20 protein-coding genes are annotated in these 17,471 nt (G+C 61.8%); 16 read left to right on the forward strand and 4 right to left on the reverse strand.

Annotation, left to right across the window (positions count from 1 at the left end; translation table 11 throughout):
* Positions 1-98: 98 nt before the first annotated feature.
* The 6 genes from mepA to BN77_RS05200 all read left to right on the forward strand — a co-directional run bounded on the left by mepA (position 99) and on the right by BN77_RS05200 (position 6,093).
* Positions 99-1,169, forward strand: a complete 1,071-nt coding sequence (gene mepA, locus BN77_RS05175) for a penicillin-insensitive murein endopeptidase (RefSeq protein ID WP_007529190.1) — start codon at positions 99-101, stop codon at positions 1,167-1,169.
* Positions 1,170-1,261: 92 nt separating this feature from the next.
* Entirely contained in the window at positions 1,262-1,642 is a 381-nt protein-coding gene (locus BN77_RS05180; protein ID WP_007529192.1) for a methylglyoxal synthase, read from the forward strand.
* Between the two features lie 36 nt (positions 1,643-1,678).
* A complete protein-coding gene (locus BN77_RS05185; protein WP_007529193.1) occupies positions 1,679-2,704 on the forward strand; it encodes a glucokinase in 1,026 nt (341 codons plus the stop codon).
* A 96-nt stretch (positions 2,705-2,800) separates the two neighbouring features.
* Entirely contained in the window at positions 2,801-4,591 is a 1,791-nt protein-coding gene (locus BN77_RS05190) for an ABC transporter ATP-binding protein (protein WP_007529194.1), read from the forward strand.
* A gap of 21 nt (positions 4,592-4,612) precedes the next feature.
* Complete coding sequence (gene dapB / locus BN77_RS05195; protein WP_007529195.1) at positions 4,613-5,437, forward strand: 4-hydroxy-tetrahydrodipicolinate reductase; 825 nt, start codon at positions 4,613-4,615, stop codon at positions 5,435-5,437.
* Positions 5,438-5,457: 20 nt separating this feature from the next.
* Positions 5,458-6,093 carry a 2,3-bisphosphoglycerate-dependent phosphoglycerate mutase gene (locus BN77_RS05200; protein ID WP_007529196.1) on the forward strand — a complete coding sequence of 212 codons (636 nt, stop codon included), beginning with the start codon at positions 5,458-5,460 and terminating at the stop codon, positions 6,091-6,093.
* A gap of 61 nt (positions 6,094-6,154) precedes the next feature.
* Here BN77_RS05200 and BN77_RS05205 read toward each other — a convergent pair whose 3' ends face one another.
* Positions 6,155-6,568, reverse strand: coding sequence for a winged helix-turn-helix transcriptional regulator (locus BN77_RS05205; protein ID WP_040676762.1), 414 nt, complete (start codon positions 6,566-6,568; stop codon positions 6,155-6,157).
* A gap of 87 nt (positions 6,569-6,655) precedes the next feature.
* On the opposite strand from BN77_RS05205, the gene BN77_RS05210 reads away from it, so the two are divergent.
* Entirely contained in the window at positions 6,656-7,525 is an 870-nt protein-coding gene (locus BN77_RS05210; RefSeq protein WP_007529198.1) for an oxidoreductase, read from the forward strand.
* A gap of 52 nt (positions 7,526-7,577) precedes the next feature.
* On the opposite strand, the gene phnF is transcribed toward BN77_RS05210, so the two are convergent.
* Positions 7,578-8,309: a phosphonate metabolism transcriptional regulator PhnF gene (gene phnF, locus BN77_RS05215; protein WP_007529199.1), complete on the reverse strand. Its 732-nt coding sequence runs from the start codon at positions 8,307-8,309 to the stop codon at positions 7,578-7,580.
* Between the two features lie 98 nt (positions 8,310-8,407).
* On the opposite strand from phnF, the gene phnG reads away from it, so the two are divergent.
* From phnG to BN77_RS05235, 4 genes are read left to right on the forward strand one after another with little or no spacing between them, the layout of a single operon-like run.
* Positions 8,408-8,875, forward strand: a complete 468-nt coding sequence (gene phnG, locus BN77_RS05220) for a phosphonate C-P lyase system protein PhnG (protein WP_007529200.1) — start codon at positions 8,408-8,410, stop codon at positions 8,873-8,875.
* Positions 8,875-9,483: a phosphonate C-P lyase system protein PhnH gene (gene phnH / locus BN77_RS05225; protein ID WP_007529201.1), complete on the forward strand. Its 609-nt coding sequence runs from the start codon at positions 8,875-8,877 to the stop codon at positions 9,481-9,483. Before phnG ends, phnH begins: the two co-directional genes overlap by 1 nt.
* A 3-nt stretch (positions 9,484-9,486) precedes the next feature.
* Positions 9,487-10,596, forward strand: a complete 1,110-nt coding sequence (locus BN77_RS05230; protein ID WP_007529203.1) for a carbon-phosphorus lyase complex subunit — start codon at positions 9,487-9,489, stop codon at positions 10,594-10,596.
* Positions 10,593-11,474 (forward strand): alpha-D-ribose 1-methylphosphonate 5-phosphate C-P-lyase PhnJ, encoded by an 882-nt coding sequence (locus BN77_RS05235; protein ID WP_007529205.1) that lies wholly within the window; start codon positions 10,593-10,595, stop codon positions 11,472-11,474. Before BN77_RS05230 ends, BN77_RS05235 begins: the two co-directional genes overlap by 4 nt.
* Positions 11,475-11,482: 8 nt before the next feature.
* Here the strand turns inward: BN77_RS05235 and BN77_RS05240 are convergent, their stop codons facing one another.
* Positions 11,483-12,661: an IS110 family RNA-guided transposase gene (locus BN77_RS05240; RefSeq protein ID WP_007529207.1), complete on the reverse strand. Its 1,179-nt coding sequence runs from the start codon at positions 12,659-12,661 to the stop codon at positions 11,483-11,485.
* Between the two features lie 220 nt (positions 12,662-12,881).
* Here BN77_RS05240 and phnK point away from each other — a divergent pair, with 220 nt between their 5' ends.
* From phnK to BN77_RS05255, 3 genes are all read left to right on the forward strand, one after another.
* Complete coding sequence (phnK, locus tag BN77_RS05245; protein ID WP_007529209.1) at positions 12,882-13,658, forward strand: phosphonate C-P lyase system protein PhnK; 777 nt, start codon at positions 12,882-12,884, stop codon at positions 13,656-13,658.
* Positions 13,659-13,721: 63 nt separating this feature from the next.
* Positions 13,722-14,432 carry a phosphonate C-P lyase system protein PhnL gene (phnL, locus tag BN77_RS05250; RefSeq protein ID WP_007529211.1) on the forward strand — a complete coding sequence of 237 codons (711 nt, stop codon included), beginning with the start codon at positions 13,722-13,724 and terminating at the stop codon, positions 14,430-14,432.
* Positions 14,429-15,043 (forward strand): DapH/DapD/GlmU-related protein, encoded by a 615-nt coding sequence (locus BN77_RS05255; protein WP_007529213.1) that lies wholly within the window; start codon positions 14,429-14,431, stop codon positions 15,041-15,043. The genes phnL and BN77_RS05255 overlap by 4 nt, the downstream gene beginning before the upstream one ends.
* Positions 15,044-15,099: 56 nt before the next feature.
* Here the strand turns inward: BN77_RS05255 and BN77_RS05260 are convergent, their stop codons facing one another.
* A complete protein-coding gene (locus tag BN77_RS05260; RefSeq protein WP_007529215.1) occupies positions 15,100-15,312 on the reverse strand; it encodes a hypothetical protein in 213 nt (70 codons plus the stop codon).
* 291 nt (positions 15,313-15,603) lie between these two features.
* On the opposite strand from BN77_RS05260, the gene phnC reads away from it, so the two are divergent.
* Entirely contained in the window at positions 15,604-16,449 is an 846-nt protein-coding gene (phnC, locus tag BN77_RS05265; RefSeq protein ID WP_007529217.1) for a phosphonate ABC transporter ATP-binding protein, read from the forward strand.
* An 88-nt stretch (positions 16,450-16,537) separates the two neighbouring features.
* Entirely contained in the window at positions 16,538-17,443 is a 906-nt protein-coding gene (phnD, locus tag BN77_RS05270; protein WP_007529220.1) for a phosphonate ABC transporter substrate-binding protein, read from the forward strand.
* Positions 17,444-17,471: the final 28 nt, after the last annotated feature.

A 17,471-nucleotide genomic window follows, 5' to 3' on the forward strand; every position in this document is an offset into this window, starting at 1 on the left:
GCCCGGCCCGGTATTGGTGAAAACATCGATTCACCAAAATTGCTTTTCACGATAGATTCGATTGCAAATCACTTGGCCGCAGACGCTCAGGACATGGCATGGCTCTCCATACCACCAGGACTTTTCAGACATTTTTGAAATTGGCATTTGCCGGCATGCTCGGCGCAAGTCTCGTCGCCGGCGACGCCGGCGCCGAAGAGAAGCCGCCGAGTCCCGGGAGCGCCAAGGCCATTTTCGGCTCCGTCTCGCTGCCAAGCCAAGGTGTAGCTCAGCCTTATGGCTTCTATGCGAAAGGCTGCATGTCCGGCGCCGTGGCACTGCCGACTGACGGTCCGACCTGGCAAGTGATGCGGATTTCGCGCAACCGCCGCTGGGGAAATCCCGCCATGATCTCGCTCTTGGAGCGGCTGTCCCGTGACGCGGCAAGATATGACGGGTGGCCGGGCCTGCTGGTCGGCGATATCTCCCAGCCGCGCGGCGGGCCGATGTTCAACGGCCATGCGTCGCACCAGATCGGACTTGATGCCGACATTTGGCTGACGCCAATGCCCGCCCATCCGCTGAGCATCGAGGAACGCGAAACGCTGCCCTTCACCACGATGCTGCAGAAGAATGCGTTTCTTACCATCAATCCCAGTGTCTGGACCGAATCGCGTGCCAGGCTGTTAATGCGTGCGGCGAGCTATCCCCAGGTGGAACGGATCTTCGTCAATCCTGCCATCAAGAAGAAGATGTGCGATACCTGGACGGGGGATCGCACCAATCTCGGCAAGCTTCGCCCGATCTACGGACACGATTCGCACTTCCACATCCGCATCAAGTGCCCGCCCGGCACAACCGCCTGCAAGCCGCAAGCGCCAGTCCCCGCCGACGATGGATGCGGCAAATCGCTGGCATGGTGGTTCACGAAGGAACCATGGGCGCCGCCGAAGCCACCAAAGCCCGGCACGAAGCCGGTCAAGCCACGCGAGGTGATGGTCTCCGATCTCCCGAATGCCTGTTCGGCGGTTCTCGCAGCACCGTCGGTCGACTCCATCCAAGCGGCAACGTTCGGTGGTGCCGCCGATGCGCCGGCGGTTGCGCCGACCGCGGCAGTGCCTGCTGCGGCGTCTGATGAAGGACTACCTGTCATCGGACCGGTGCCGGATGATAAGCCGTCCATTGAGTGACGCATTTCCAGTGTTGGCGGTGGTCTTTCAAAAGACGGGCGCTTCGTATAGAAGCGGTCAAATCGATTGAATTTCAAACGGAGGTCCTTTTCATGGCCGGCAGCAAGTGCCTTGCATTGATTGCGCATGACCAGAAGAAGGACGACATGGCGGAGTTCGCACGCCGCAACCGTGAAACATTTTCGAAATGGAAGATCGTCGCCACGGGCACGACCGGCGGCCGGGTTCTTGAGGCCGCTCCGGACCTTGATGTGATGCGATTGAAAAGCGGCCCGCTCGGCGGCGACCAACAGATCGGTGCACTGATTGCCACCGGCGAAGTCGATGCGCTGATCTTTTTTGTCGATCCTCTGACACCGATGCCCCATGATGTCGATGTCAAGGCTTTGATGCGGCTTGCAATCGTCTACGATATCCCAATGGCGCTGAACGAAGCGACCGCCGACAAGCTTATTGCCACCCTTCACGCGTAACCGGCGATTGAATTGCGCGCACGTACGGAACCTGCCATGCCCCAGCTCGATACCAGCGACACCGCTATGCCCTTCCCGATCCTGATCGGCGACATCGGCGGCACGAATGCCCGTTTTGCGATCATCCCGGACGCTGCGGCAGAGCAGGTCCATTTTCCGAATGTCCGCACCGCCGATTTCGAGACGATCGACGATGCGATTCGCAGCAGCATTCTCGAAAAGAGCAGCTTGCGACCGCGCTCGGCAATCCTTGCTGTCGCCGGTCCGATCAGCCGGGACGAAATACCGCTGACGAACTGCGACTGGGTCGTTCGCCCGCGCACGATGATCGATGGTCTCGGCATCGAGGACGTGCTCGTCGTCAACGACTTTGAGGCGCAGGCATTGGCAGTTGCCAACCTCTCCGACGAAAACCGCGAGCGCCTTGGCAATGCATCGGGCGAGATGGTCGCATCCCGTGTCGTCCTCGGTCCGGGCACCGGTCTTGGCGTCGGCGGACTCGTTCGCGCCAGAGGCTCCTGGATTCCCGTGCCGGGTGAGGGTGGTCACGTTGATCTCGGGCCGCGGACCGCACGAGACCTACAAATATTCCCGCATGTGGAGACGATCGAGGGCAGGGTTTCGGCAGAGCAGATTCTGTGTGGCCGGGGCATCGTCAACCTTTACCGGGCGATCTGTGCAGCCGATGGCATCGCGCCAATCCATTCCGACCCGGCAGACATCACTTCACACGCGCTTGCCGCTTCGGACAAGATTGCCGTCGAGACGATCAGCCTGTTCTCGACCTATCTCGGCCGCGTTGCGGGCGACATGGCCATGATCTTCATGGCGCGCGGCGGCGTTTTCCTCTCCGGCGGGATCTCCCAGAAGATCTTGCCCGCGCTCAAGAAACCGGAATTCCGGGCTGCGTTCGAGGACAAGGCGCCGCATTCGGCGTTGCTTGCGACGATCCCGACTTACGTCGTCACGCACCCGCTTGCGGCTCTTGCAGGGCTCTCGTCTTATGCCCGCAAACCCGAGAGCTTCGGCGTCTCGACGGACGGTCGCCGCTGGCGGGCCTAACGGCTCTGGTCAAAAGCGCGCCAACTCTTTATAGAGCCGCGCGAGCGCACGCGGTCATGAGGACAAGCGTGTTCTGACACACAGGAAGACTGATTTTTGCAAGCACCGGACACCCAGCAGAAGCCGCCTGTAACCAGCGACAGCATCACCGGCATCTTGAAGCGCATCATTGCGGAAAACGGCCGTGATCATCTGTGGGGCTATGCTTTTGCCATCAGCTGCCTCGTCATGGTTGCCTTGTCGACCGCATATACCGCCTGGATCATGAAGTCGGTGATCAACGAGGCGTTCGAACACCGGCGCGCGGACACCGTATGGGTGATCTGCTTCACAATCTTGGTTGCCTTCGTGTTGCGCGGTTTTGCGAGCTACGGCCAAGCGGTGGTTCTTTCTAAAATCGGCAACAATATTGTGGCGCGATACCAGCAGCGTGCCTATGCGCACCTCATGAAGCTGTCGCTCGGCTACTTCAACCAGACGCGCTCGGCTCACGTCGTCGCGCAGCTCAACCAGAATATCAGCGGCATCCGCGATGTTATGAACCTGACGATCACGTCGACAGTGCGCGATCTCCTGACGTTCATCTCTCTGCTCGCCGTGATGATCATTCAGGATCCGCTGCTCAGCCTGGCGGTTTTCGTTCTGGCGCCGCCTCTTCTTTACGCATTGCGATACGTGTCAAAGCGGCTTCGTGTGGCAACCAAGGATGCAATCAACGTCAACAGCCACGTCGCCGGAGCGATGCAGGAAACCATCCAGGGTATCGCTATCGTCAAGGCCTTCACGATGGAGCGCCAGCTGGGGCAGAAGGTCGACAGGCTCGTCGAAAGTGCGGAACGGCGCGCAAATCGTATAGCCCGCCTGTCCGAGCGGACTGCGCCGCTGACCGAAAGCTTCGCCGGTCTGGCGGTGGCCAGCGTTCTTGCCTATGCCGCTTATGGCACGATCTATAACAATATTCCGCCGGGCGGCTTCTTCTCGTTCGTAACGGCCCTGCTTCTGGCCTATGATCCGGCCCGCCGCCTTGCGCGCCTTCAGGTGCAAATGGAGCGTGCCGTCGTCAATGCACGCATGATCTATGAATTTTTGGATACCGTGCCGCATCAGCGCGACGTGCCCGGTGCCAAGCCGCTCGTCGTCACGGAAGCCAAGATAGAGTTCCGTAACGTCTGCTTCGCTTATGGTGACGATGAAGTCCTGCGCGATGTCAGCCTGGTCGCGGACGGCGGCAAGACAACGGCGTTAGTCGGGCCCTCGGGTGCCGGCAAATCGACGATCATCACGCTCATTCCGCGCTTCTACGATCCGAAGGCAGGGCAGATCCTGATTGATGGCCAGGACATTGCGCATGTGACGAAACAGTCGCTGCGCGAGCAGTTGGCCTATGTTTCCCAGCAGCCATATCTTTTCGAAGGGACGATCCGCGACAACATTCGTTATGGCCGCCAGGAGGCGACAGACGCCGAAGTCGAACGCGCCGCGCGTCTCGCCTATGCGCACGACTTCATCCTGGCGCAGCCGCAAGGCTACGACACGCCGGTTGGCGAGAATGGCGTAACGCTTTCAGGCGGTCAGCGCCAACGCCTTTCGATCGCCCGCGCTCTAGTGCGCAATGCGCCGATCCTGCTCCTCGACGAAGCGACCTCGGCGCTCGACACCGAGTCGGAAGCGGCTGTTCAGAAGGCGCTTGATGAGGCGATGGTTGGTCGGACCGTGGTCGTGATCGCCCACCGCCTGTCCACCGTCGTGCGCGCCGACAAGATCGTGGTCATGCAACAGGGCCGGGTCATCGAAGAAGGCAATCACGATAGCCTTGCGCAGCGTAGCGACGGTCTTTACGCTCGCCTCAACAATCTGCAGAGGCCGGCCGCCTCCGATGCCCGCTGACGAATAGGACGATCGACTGACATGAGCGATGCTGCGATGAAGCTGGTAGTGGTAGGTGCAGCAGGTCGCATGGGGCAGGCGCTCATCCGGTTGGTCCACGGGATCGAGGGGGTGACCCTGCATGCCGCCGTGGCCCGTCCAGGGTCGCCCTTTGTCGGCAAGGACGCCGGCGAGATCGCAGGGCTTGGTCCAAACGGCATCATCATCGGCGACGATCCGCTCGCAGCCTTCCTGCATGCCGATGGCGTTTTGGATTTCACCACACCGGCCACGACCAACGAATTTGCCGCACTCGCCGCCCAGGCCCGCATCGTCCACATCATCGGCACGACAGGCTGTTCGGTGGAGGATGAGGCGACGATCGCGGCCGCCGCCCGCCATGCCCGCATCGTCAAGTCGGGCAATATGGGTCTCGGCGTTAATCTGCTTAGCGTCCTCGTCGAGCAGGCGGCCCGTGCGCTTGATCCTGCGGATTGGGATATCGAAGTTCTGGAGATGCACCATAAGCGCAAGGTCGACGCCCCCTCGGGCACCGCCCTGCTGCTCGGCGACGCGGCTGCTAGGGGCAGGGACATCGATCTCGCCTCGAATTCGGTTCGCGTGCGCGACGGGCACACCGGCCCGCGAAAGCAGGGCACCATCGGCTTTGCGACCCTGCGCGGCGGTTCGATTGTCGGCGAACATTCGGTGATCTTTGCCGGCGAAGGCGAAACGGTGACGATGTCGCATAGCGCCACCGATCGCACGATCTTCGGCCGCGGGGCCGTCAAGGCAGCGCTCTGGGCCCGCGACAAGAAGCCCGGTCTCTATTCCATGCTCGACGTGCTCGGGCTTTCTTCAAAGTAATCTTTTTCGGAGGCATTTTCATGAGTGGCACTCTCGTCCTCGTTCGTCATGGCCAGAGCGACTGGAACCTCAAGAACCTTTTCACCGGTTGGAAGAACCCCGATCTGACCGAACTCGGCATTCAGGAAGCCAACACCGGCGGCAAGGCACTCGCTGACTACGGCATCAAGTTCGACGTCGCCTTCACCTCGGATCTTAAGCGCGCTCAGGACACGCTGAAGATCATTCTCGACAACGTCGGTCAGCCGGACCTCAAGACGTTCAAGGATCAGGCGCTGAACGAGCGAGACTACGGCGATCTCTCGGGCCTCAACAAGGATGACGCCCGCGCCAAGTGGGGCGAGGAGCAGGTGCACATCTGGCGCCGCTCCTACGACGTTCCGCCTCCGGGCGGCGAGAGCCTGCGCGACACCGGCGCTCGCGTCTGGCCTTACTATCTCACGGAAATTCTGCCCCGCGTCCTGCGCGGCGAAAAGGTGCTGGTTGCCGCCCATGGCAACTCGCTGCGCTCGCTGGTGATGGTGCTCGACCGCCTGACCAAGGAACAGATCCTGGCGCTCAATCTCGCGACGGGCGTTCCTATGGTCTACAAGCTCAACGCTGACTCGACCGTCGCTTCCAAGGAAGTGCTCGGCGACATGTCCGGCGCGCACTAGTATCGATCGCGTCGCGCATCATTGCTGCGCGGCGCTTTTCCGCTGACCGACCCCTGCTTTTTCAGAGTTTTGACGTATCCTCCGCCTGAGGCGACTTTCTGTGCGCCGCCTCGAAGTCAGGCAGGCGATTTGCGATCCACTGCCAGAGCGTTACCACCTCCACCAGAAGCTCGCCGCCAAGCGGCGTCAGCTCGTACTCCACCCGTGGCGGCACCTGCGGATAGAGCGTCCGCGTTACCAGGCCGTCGCTTTCGAGCGTCCGCAGGGTCTGCGTTAATACCTTCTGGCTAATTCCCTCCACCCGTTCCATAACGCGCGAAAAGCGCAAGGGCCCCTTTGCCTCCGCCAGAATGTGCATCACCCGCAGTGGCCATTTGGCGCTGGCGCGCTCCAGCATCTCCCGGGCCAACGCATCCTGCGCGTCGGTCAATGTCTCGCAAAAATCGAATGTATCATCGTCCACGGTAGTTACCATTTGGTATGTATAGCTCCTCAGGGTGCCTTCTTTCAAGAAGAAACCGAGTTGCCTATATGATCTTGCAACGGATCAAGGAGATTTCGGATGTCACAGGTTTGGTTGATTACAGGCAGTTCTCGCGGCCTCGGCAGGGCGCTCGCGGAAGCGGTTCTGGCGGCAGGGCACAAGCTGGTCGCGACCGCGCGCGATCCTTCGCAACTCAACGACATCAAGCAGCGCTATCCCGGCCATGTCTTAGCGATTCCTCTTGACGTTACAGACGAGCAATCAGCTGCCGCCGCCGTGACGGCAGCAATAGAGACGTTCGGCCGGCTCGACGTGCTCGTCAACAATGCCGGTTATGGTGACGTCGGATCGATCGAGGACACCAGCCTTGCCGATTTCCGCGCCCAGATCGAAACCAACCTCTTCGGAACGATCATCGTGACCAAAGCGGCTCTGCCGCTGATGCGCGAGCAGGGCTCCGGTCACGTCATTCAGGTTTCCTCCGTCGGCGGCCGCATCGGCCCAGCTGGTCGCGCCCCCTATGCAGCCGCCAAGTGGGGCGTCGAGGGTTTCTCCGAAGTGCTCTCCAGGGAAGTCGGCCCGCTCGGCATCAAGGTGACGATCATCGAGCCCGGCGGTTTCCGCACCGATTTCGCCGGCGCCTCCACCACGCTCCGGGAAGGGCGCCCGGAATACGAAGACACCGTCGGCAAGATGGCCCGATATCAGCGCGACTACGACGGCAATCAGCCGGGTGACCCCGCGAAGGCAGCCGCCGCGATCGTCCATGTCGCCGGTGTCGCGGAGCCGCCGCTGCGCCTGCTGCTCGGCAGCGATGCGGTGCGCGGGGTCGAGCAGAACGATGCGGCACGAGTCAAGGAACATGCAGCCTGGCGCGACCTGAGTGTCTCCACTGATTTCGAGCCCGGCGCGGGTGCTGGGAAATTTCCCTGGGAAGCCGGGAGATAACGACCGGTCCTTTCAACGATGCCGGGGACTGCTCCTCCGGCATCGGCCGGACTTAATTCTCGATCGTGAACTGCACGCGGTCGGCCGCAAACCGGCTGATCGCATATTGGACCGGTACACCTTCGAGGTCGGTGTTGGTCGCCTTGGTAATCAGCAGGATCGCGCCGGGCGCCAGTTCGAGGGCCGCGGTGTCCGCCTCATCGGCATGAACGGCAGTGATTTCGGTCGTTGCGCGCACGTAGTCGGATAATCCAAGCTCGGCAAAGGCCTTCGTGATGGATTCGGTCCGCTTGTAGGCATCGGGCATGCCGCCGAAGCGCCCGGCCGGAAACCACGCCGTCGCACAGGAAACCGGGCGGCCATCCGCCTTGCGAACCGTTTCCATGCGGATCACCGGCTCTCCCGGCCGGATCTTCAGGCCGCGCGCCACGTCCGGGCCCGCCTTCTCCTGCGAATAGGAAAGCAGCAATCCACGCATCTCGCGCGCCTGCTCGCCAATCCCGGCGGTGAACCGGGTGCGCTTAGTGATCGGAAAGTTCAGCCGCTCCTTGCGCTCAATCAACGTGCCGCGCCCCTGCACCGCGCGTACGATGCCCTCCTGGGCAAGAGCGGCGATCGCGCTTCTGACCGTATGTCTGTTGACGCCGAACTGCAGCGCCAACACCGTCTCCGGCGGCACCATGCCGGTCTCGTCATAGGCGCCGGCGCTGATCGCCTGGCGAATGCGGTCGGCGATCTGCCGCCATAGCGCCACGCCCGTCTGTCTTTGTACCTGCCCAGCCATTTTACCCCTTGATGTCACACGCTTGTCATGTTGCGGATTTAAGCGTAACCATATCTTGTATAGTTGTCTATATCAATAGACATTTAAGGGATGTGGTGATGACCTTAGCGGAAAAGAATGGGCCGGCGGCAGGTGGGCGCAAGCGCGTCGTCGACCTACTTGCGCGCGCGGAGCGGCAGGAGCTGCTCGAAGCATGGGACAATCTGGCGGAAAAGCCTGCGGTCAAGCCCGTGCGCGGTCCGGAAACGGGCCTCGTCATGGTCCGGGGGCGCATGGGCGGCGGCGGAGCGCCGTTCAACCTCGGTGAGGTGACGGTCACCCGCGCCACCGTGCGCCTTGCATCAGGCGCCGTCGGCCATGGCCAGGCGCTGGGCACCGATCGCGAGAAGGCCAGGCTTTCGGCCGTCTTCGACGCGCTCTGGCAGGAACCGGCCACACAGCAGATTATCGAGCAATCGCTCCTTCAGCCGATAGCCGCGCGCGTAGCTGAAGCCGAGCAGCGCAAGGCCAACGAGACGGCCGCGACGCGCGTCGATTTCTTCACCATGGTTCGCGGAGACGACTGATGAGTCTCAAGACGGAAGTCCTGACCGGTGGCTTTGCTGAGCCGGTCTTCCACGCCCAGAGCGTCTTCAAGCTGATGATGGATGCGATGGCGCGTCCGGGCACGCTCCAGACGGTCGCTCCCGATGCCGCGCCGCCGACACCCCTTGGACGCGCGGCCGGCGCGATCGCGCTGACGCTCTGCGATCACGACACCCCTGTCTGGCTGTCTGCCGGGCTCGCAAAATCCGCCGTGCCGCAATGGCTCTGCTTCCATACTGGTGCGCCAGTTACGCCGGAGAAGGCCGAGGCGCGTTTCGCCTTTGCCGAAGCCGGTACGACGCTCTCGTCCTTCGGTCTCTTTGCCACCGGCACCCAAGAATATCCCGATCGTTCGACGACGCTGATCATCGAACTGGCCGATCTCGAGGTAGGCCGCAGGCTCGCCCTGATGGGCCCAGGCATTAAGACGGTGACCGAAATCGCCCCCCTCGGCCTGCCAGACACCTTCCTGCGCCTATGGACGGAGAACCGCGCGCTGTTCCCGCGCGGTATCGACATCGTGCTGACCTCGGGCAGCCGTTTCGTCTGCCTGCCGCGCACGACCAAGATCACCGCAACGGAGATGTGACCCATGTATGTTGCTGTCAAAGGGGGCGAGGCTGCCATTGCCAACGCCCATCGCCTGTTGGCGGATCGCCGTCGCGGTGACCGTTCATTGCCTGCTATCGGAATCGACCAGATCGTGGCGCAGCTGGCGCTGGCCGTCGATCGCGTGATGGCCGAGGCCTCCCTCTACGATCGCCCGCTTGCGGCTCTTGCCGTCCGCCAATCGCGCGGAGACATGATCGAAGCGATCTTCCTGCTGCGCGCCTATCGCACGACGCTGCCGCGCTTCGGCCATAGCAAGCCGATCGACACCGCCCACATGAAGATCGAGCGCCGTGTCTCCGCCACCTACAAGGATCTTCCGGGCGGCCAGCTGCTCGGCCCGACCTTCGATTATACGCACCGCCTTCTCGACCCATCGCTTCTGACCGACGAAGCCGTCGCGGAGCCGATGCTTCGCGACGCCGAAATTGGCCGCATCATGCGCGTTTCGGAAATCCTTGCGCAGGAAGGCCTCATCGAGGGCGATGGCGAAGTGCCCGAGGATCACGAGATCGGCGACCTGACGCGCGAGCCGATGGAATTTCCGATGACCCGCGATCTGCGCCTGCAGGCGCTTGCACGCGGCGACGAAGGCTTTCTCCTGGCGCTTGGCTATTCGACCCAGCGCGGCTATGGACGCAACCATCCCTTCACCGGCGAAATCCGCATCGGAGAGGTCGAGGTCGAATTCGATGTTCCCGAGCTCGGTTTCGCCGTCTCGCTTGGCACCATCCAGGTCACGGAGTGCCAGATGGTCAACCAGTTCAAGGGCTCGTCCAAGGCGCCGCCGCAGTTCACCCGCGGCTATGGCTTGGTGTTCGGCCAGAGCGAGCGCAAGGCGATGTCCATGTCGCTCGTCGACCGCGCACTGCGCGCCGAAGAGCTTGGCGAGGACATCACCGCACCGGCGCAGGACGAGGAGTTCGTCATCTCGCATGCCGACAACGTTCAGTCGACTGGCTTCGTCGAGCACCTGAAGCTGCCGCACTACGTCGACTTCCAGGCGGAACTCGATCTGGTACGCCGCATGCGCAACGAATTCGAAGCCAACCGCATCAGTGGCGACGATATCACCAAGGAGGCGGCTGAATGACCGATCTAGCCAGCTACAATTTCGCCTATCTCGACGAACAGACGAAGCGTATGATCCGCCGAGCCATCCTGAAGGCGATCGCTATCCCAGGCTATCAGGTACCCTTCGCCTCCCGCGAAATGCCAATGCCTTATGGTTGGGGCACCGGCGGCGTGCAGGTCACGGCCTCGATTATCGGACCGGATGATGTGCTGAAGGTTATCGACCAAGGCGCCGACGACACGACGAATGCCGTGTCGATCCGCGCCTTCTTCCAGAAGGTCGCGAATGTCGCGGTGACGACGCATACCAAGGATGCGACGATCATCCAGACCCGTCACCGTATTCCGGAGGAGAAGCTTGGAATCAACCAGGTGCTCGTCTATCAGGTGCCGATTCCCGAGCCGCTGCGCTTCCTCGAGCCGCGCGAGACCGAAACCCGCAAGATGCACGCGCTCGAGGAATACGGTCTCATGCACGTGAAGCTCTACGAGGACATCGCACACAACGGCCGCATCTCCAAGACCTACGCCTACCCGGTCAAGGTCGCCGGCCGCTATGTCATGGATCCGTCGCCGACGCCGAAGTTCGACAATCCGAAAATGCACATGTCAGATGCGCTGCAGCTCTTCGGGGCAGGGCGCGAGAAGCGCATCTATGCCGTTCCGCCCTATACCGAAGTCGTCAGCCTCGATTTCGAGGACTACCCGTTCGAGATACAGCGTTTCGGCAAGCCTTGTGCGCTCTGCGGCGGCGAAGAGGTTTATCTCGACGAAGTTATCCTCGACGACAAGGGCGGGCGCATGTTCGTCTGCTCCGACACCGACCATTGCGACGACCGCCGCGCCCATGGGCATGCCGGCGAAATGTTGGCACCCAATCAGGAGGCTGCTGAGTAATGCGCAAGTCAAGCGGCTTTTTGAGTTGGATCGAAGGTTTGCCTGGTTCGGAGCATGGTCCACAGGACGGTGACGCGTCGGCGGGCCAAGGCGATGATGGCCTGGGTGTGATGTTTTCCCTCTCGCCGTTTCCGGTCGTAGAAGGCTTTGGAGAGTGGGTCTCTGGTGGAGACGGCGCAGAAGGCACTCTGGAAGAATACCCGCTTGAGGGCCTTGTCGCCGCCAAGTGCGCGGCGCCAGTTCCTGGATTTTCCGGATTGGCGGATGACGGGCGTCAGGCCCGCGGCGCTGGCCATGGCGTCAGCCGAGTGGAAGCGCTCGATAGTGCCGATGTTGGCGATGAGCTCTGCCGACAGCACCGCCCCCATCCCCGGCAGCGAGCGGATGAGGGCACCGTCAGGGTGGCGCTCGAGCAGGGCCTCCAAGTCGCGGTCGATGCGGGCGATCGCCTCGCGCGCCTGCAGGGCCTCCGCGGCGAGTTCGCGGACCATGTCGGCGAAGCTGGCCTCGCCGGGAACGGCGATGCTCTGGCCCTCGGCGGCTTCGAGGGCGCGTTGGGCCAGTGCCTCGACGGCGTGCAGGTGAGGTATTCGCTTGAGATGCGCCATGATCCGTTTGAGGCCGGCCCGGCGGATCTCGGCCGGCGTGACGTAGCGGGTGACAAGGACAAGCGGTCCCTTGGCCGTCAGGTCGAGCCGGCGTTCGAGGCCGGGATGGATAGCGCCCAGGAGCTGGCGCATTCGGGAGATGCGGCGCGTCTGGTCGTCGCTGAGTTCGCGGCGTCGCGTGACCTTGAGGCGCAGGGCGATCGCGGTCTCGTCGTCTGGCAGGATCGGGCGCAGATCACGCGTTCGGACCAGCTCGGCGATGGTATGCGCATCGCGGGGGTCCGACTTGCGCTCGCCGCCGGAAAAGCCCTGTCCGGCCCGGTTGACGGCGATGCCGGGCGCATGGACGAGACGCAACCCCTTGGCCAGAAGGATGCCCTCCAGGAAGCGCGCCAGCGATCCGGTGATGTCCAGCCCGACCACGACCTCGCCACCGAGACCGTGCAGGTCGGCGACGAGGTGCTCGATCGCGGCCTGATCGTTATCGACCGCGCGGTCGAGCAGAACCTGTGCGCGCGCATCGAGAGCGCAGGCCCAATGGGTTTCCTTGGCAATGTCTATTCCAACGTAAATCTCCATGACGCTCCTCGCATGACGTGGCGACCGCGCAGGCCCGGACACGCCGACATCGCCTTACATAGCCATCGCGGGCATCGAGCAATCAGCGGTCGATCCAGGTCGGTGAAGCGAGCGGCTCAGCAGCCGGAGCCATCAAGGGCAGCCCGAATGACAACCATACCCGCATCACCTGCGCCCAAGCAGCTTCTCACTGCAGTAGGCACTATGAAAAGAGGTAAGGATGAGCGAAACCCCGCTTCTCAAAGTCAATGACGTCTCGAAATTCTACGGCAACCGCATTGGCTGCCGGACGGTCTCCTTCGAGCTCTGGCCGGGCGAAGTGCTCGCCATCGTCGGTGAATCCGGATCTGGCAAGACGACACTGCTCAACTGCATCTCGACCCGTCTGATGCCGACCACCGGCAGTGTCGAATACCATATGCGCGACGGCGCCTACCGCGACCTCTACCGGATGAACGAGGCGGAACGCCGTTCCTTGATGCGCACCGACTGGGGTTTCGTGCATCAGAATCCGGCTGACGGTTTGCGCATGACCGTCTCGGCCGGCGCTAATGTAGGGGAACGCCTGATGGCGGTTGGCGACCGCCACTACGGCAACATCCGCTCCACCGCTGTTGACTGGCTGCAGCGTGTCGAGATTGACGAAGGCCGCATCGACGAGCAGCCGCGCGCTTTTTCCGGCGGCATGCGCCAGCGTCTGCAGATTGCCCGCAATCTGGTCACCGGCCCGCGTCTGGTCTTCATGGACGAGCCGACCGGCGGCCTCGACGTGTCGGTGCAGGCCCGCCTGCTCGATCTCGTCCGCGGCCTCGTCCACGATCTTGGTCTAGCCGCAATCATCGTCACCCACGACCTCGCCGTCGCGCGCCTACTGTCACACCGCATGATGGTAATGAAGGATGGCCAAGTCATCGAGCATGGGTTGACCGATCGCGTCCTGGACGATCCACGCGAGGCGTACACGCAGCTCCTCGTGTCCTCCATCCTGCAGGTCTGATCGCGAAGGCCGTTCGGCCACCGGCTATCGGATTCGTGGCAAACGAAACTAAGGAAAGAAATCATGGCAACGCCACTCGTTGTTTCGGAAGTCGCCAAGAGCTTCACCATGCATCTGCGCGACGGCCTTACGCTACCGGTCGTTTCGGATGTATCCTTTTCCGTGGCATGCGGGGAATGTGTTGTCCTTGGCGGCCCGTCGGGCATCGGCAAGAGCTCACTGCTCAAGATGATCTACGGCAACTATGCCGTCGATAGCGGCCAGATCCTGATCAGTCATCATGACAAGATCGTCGATCTGGCAGCGGCGAACCCGCGCACGATCATCGACGTGCGACGCCACACGCTCGGCTACGTCAGCCAGTTCCTGCGCACCGTCCCGCGTGTTGCAGCAATCGACGTGGTTGCCGAGCCGTTGGTCGCACGCGGCCAAAAGGCGGAAGTGGCGCGCGAGAAGGCCGCAAGCCTCCTCGCGAGGCTGAACCTGCCGGAAGCGCTCTGGCAGCTTCCACCCGCCACCTTCTCCGGCGGCGAGCAGCAGCGCGTTAACATCGCCCGCGGCTTCATCACCGAGCACACCATCCTGTTGCTCGACGAGCCGACCGCCTCGCTCGACTCCAGGAACCGCGCCGTGGTCGTCGGCATGATCGAGGAAAAGAAGAGGGCAGGTGTCGCCCTTCTCGGCATCTTCCACGATGAGGAGGTGCGCGAAGTCCTCGCGGACCGTATTCTCGACGTCCAGAAGTTCTCGCCGCGAAAGGCAATCGCCGCATGAGCCGCAAGATTGGCCTCGAGCCCTATTTCCATGAAACGGCATCCGTGAAGGACGCCACCTTCGGCCGCTTCACGGAGGTCTCGGAGCGTTGTCGGATCGACGAGGTCGAGTTCGGCGACTATTCCTATGTCATGCAGGACGGCGCGATCTGGTGCGCGACGATCGGCAAGTTCGTCAACATCGCCGCTTCGGTGCGCATCAACGCCACCAACCACCCAACTTGGCGCGCAACACTGCATCACTTCACCTATCGTGCCGCCGATTATTGGCCGGACGCAGATACGGAGACCGACTTCTTCGAATGGCGCCGCTCCAACCGTGTCCTCATCGGCCATGACGTCTGGATCGGCCACGGCGCCACAATCCTGCCCGGCGTCAAGGTCGGCAACGGCGCCGTCATCGGCGCCGGTGCCGTCGTCTCCAAGGATGTCGCCCCCTACACCATAGTCGGTGGTGTCCCCGCCAAGCTCATCCGCCAACGCTTCCCGAAAGAGGTCGGCGAACGCATGGATAAGCTCGCATGGTGGGATTGGGAGCACGACCGCCTTCGGGGCGCCCTGCAGGACTTTCGGAACCTGAGTGCGGAAGACTTTCTCTCCCGCTACGAATAGTGACCGAAGGCTTTTGTCTGCGGTCTACAATGGCAGGCCCGAAGGCCGGCCTTATCCTACGGATTTGGGTTCTTCGCCAATTGCCATTCGCCGGTCTCATCCGGCTCGACCCGCTTGTTGCCGCGGTAGAAGATTGGCAGTCCGGTCTTCTTATCCATGGAAAAGCGGCTGGGCGTGAACTTTTCGTCCTCGTGTCCACGGATGGCAAGGCCGAGTGCCTCCTTAAACTTCCCGGCCTTGCACAGACTTTTAAAGAGGGTCTGATCCATCATTTTACTCCCGTATCCTCGATGTCCGCCCAAATTGCCTGCCATCGACCGTTGATCGGGTCAACTGTCAACACGATACCTCTCGTGCTTTGCTTCGTGAGCAATCGCCGGTTGGCTACGCGTGGCAGGACTTCCACGCATGTTTGTTTATCCGGCACACTACCGGCCGGATTTTGGTGTGCCGCTAAAGCCTCAATTATGACAGTGCTTACACAAAAATGACATTGGAGCTTCATCAACCAGGACTAATGCACTCCCTCATGTCGCGTCTGGACTATGAGGAAGAGCATGATGTTCAAGCTGAGGAATGTCACCCGCCGTTTCGGAAAAAAGACCGCTGTCGATTCCGTCACGCTTGACATTCCTCAGGGCCAGATGGTCGGCGTCATCGGACGTTCCGGTGCGGGTAAGTCCACGCTTCTGCGCATGATCAACCGCCTGCAGCAGCCGACATCTGGATCGATTCATTTTGCCGGCGTCGAGGTTTCCGGCCTCCGTGGCCAGGCGCTACGCAATTGGCAGCGCGATTGCGCCATGATCTTCCAGCAATACAATCTCGTTCCGCGTCTCGACGTGCTGACAAACGTCCTGCTCGGCCGTCTCAACCATCGTTCGACGGTGATGAGCCTTCTCGGTCTCTTCACCCGCGAAGAGCGCATCCACGCAATTGCCGCCCTTGAACGCCTTGGCATCGAGCAGACTGCCTTGCAGATGGCAGGCACTTTGTCGGGTGGCCAGCAGCAGCGCGTCGCGATCGCCCGTGCCCTGATGCAGAACCCGAAGATGGTGCTCGCCGACGAGCCGATCGCCTCGCTGGACCCGCTCAATGCCAAGATCGTCATGGACGCGCTGCGCGACATCAACGAGCGCGAAGGCATTACCGTCATCACCAACCTTCATACGCTCGATACGGCTCGCAACTACTGCGAACGTATTGTCGGCATGGCCGCCGGCCGCGTCGTGTTCGACGGTAAACCCTCCGAGCTGACGGCTGATGCCGTCAAGCAGATCTACGGTACCGACAGGGATGGGGCCGGTATCGACGAGACGATGACCTCGACCTCGATCAACATTCCGGCGGCTGCTGCCGCCAAACAATCCGCCGGCTTGCAACCGCTGGCGCTGGCCGGTCTCTGAGGGGCGGCCTCGATCGTAAGCCCGCGTTATGGGCGCACTTCTTCTTAACCAGGGATCGCCGGGTAGACCGGTCAATCAGGAGAGTACCATGTTGAAGAAAGCACTCTTTGCCGTGACGGCGCTGTTTGCGCTTGCTGGCGTCTCGCATGCCGCAGACCTCAAGGAATTCCGGGTCGGTATCCTCGGCGGCGAAAACGAGGCCGATCGCCTGCGCAACTATGCCTGCCTGGCCGATCACCTGAAGACCGAATTCGGCTTCGAGAAGGTCTCACTCTTCCCGGCTGCCGACTATGACGGCGTTATCCAGGGTCTGCTCGGCGGCACGCTTGACTTCGCCGAACTCGGCGCTTCGGGCTACGCTGCGATTGCCATCAAGAACGACAAGGCTGTGACCCCGATCCTCACAACCGTTCAGAAGGACGGCTCGACGGGCTACCACTCGATCGGTCTTGCTCTGAAATCCTCGGGCATTAAAGACATAAAGGACGCCAAGGGCAAAAAGCTCGGCTACGCCGATCCGGACTCCACCTCGGGTTATCTGATCCCACTAACTCAGATCCCGAAGGACACCGGCATGCCGAATGACCAGTACTTCGCTTCCACGCAGTTCAACGGCGGCCATGAGAACAACCTTCTTGCTGCCTATGACGGCAAGGTCGACATCGCCGTTGATGACTCCTCGGGCATCGGTGATTTCAAGGACGGCTACACCTCCGGTACCTTCCGCAAGGCTGTCGATAAGGGCACCGTAGACCCGAACAAGCTCGTTGAGGTCTGGCGTTCGCCGCTGATCCCGAACGGCCCGCTCGTCGTTCGCAACGAACTCGGCGCTGACTGGCAGGCAAAGCTCACGGACTTTTTCATGAAGCTCCCGGCGAAGGATGCCAAATGCTTCGCAGCCATCGAAGGCGGCGATTATCAGGGCTACACGAAGGTTCAGCCGGACTTCTACAAGGCCATCATCGACGCTCGTAAGGCCGCCATCGGCGGTTGATGGATCCTGATCGTTAGAGGGCGGCCGC

Origin of the sequence: Rhizobium mesoamericanum STM3625, from assembly GCF_000312665.1 — a bacterium.
GTDB classification, from domain to species: Bacteria; Pseudomonadota; Alphaproteobacteria; order Rhizobiales; family Rhizobiaceae; genus Rhizobium; species Rhizobium mesoamericanum.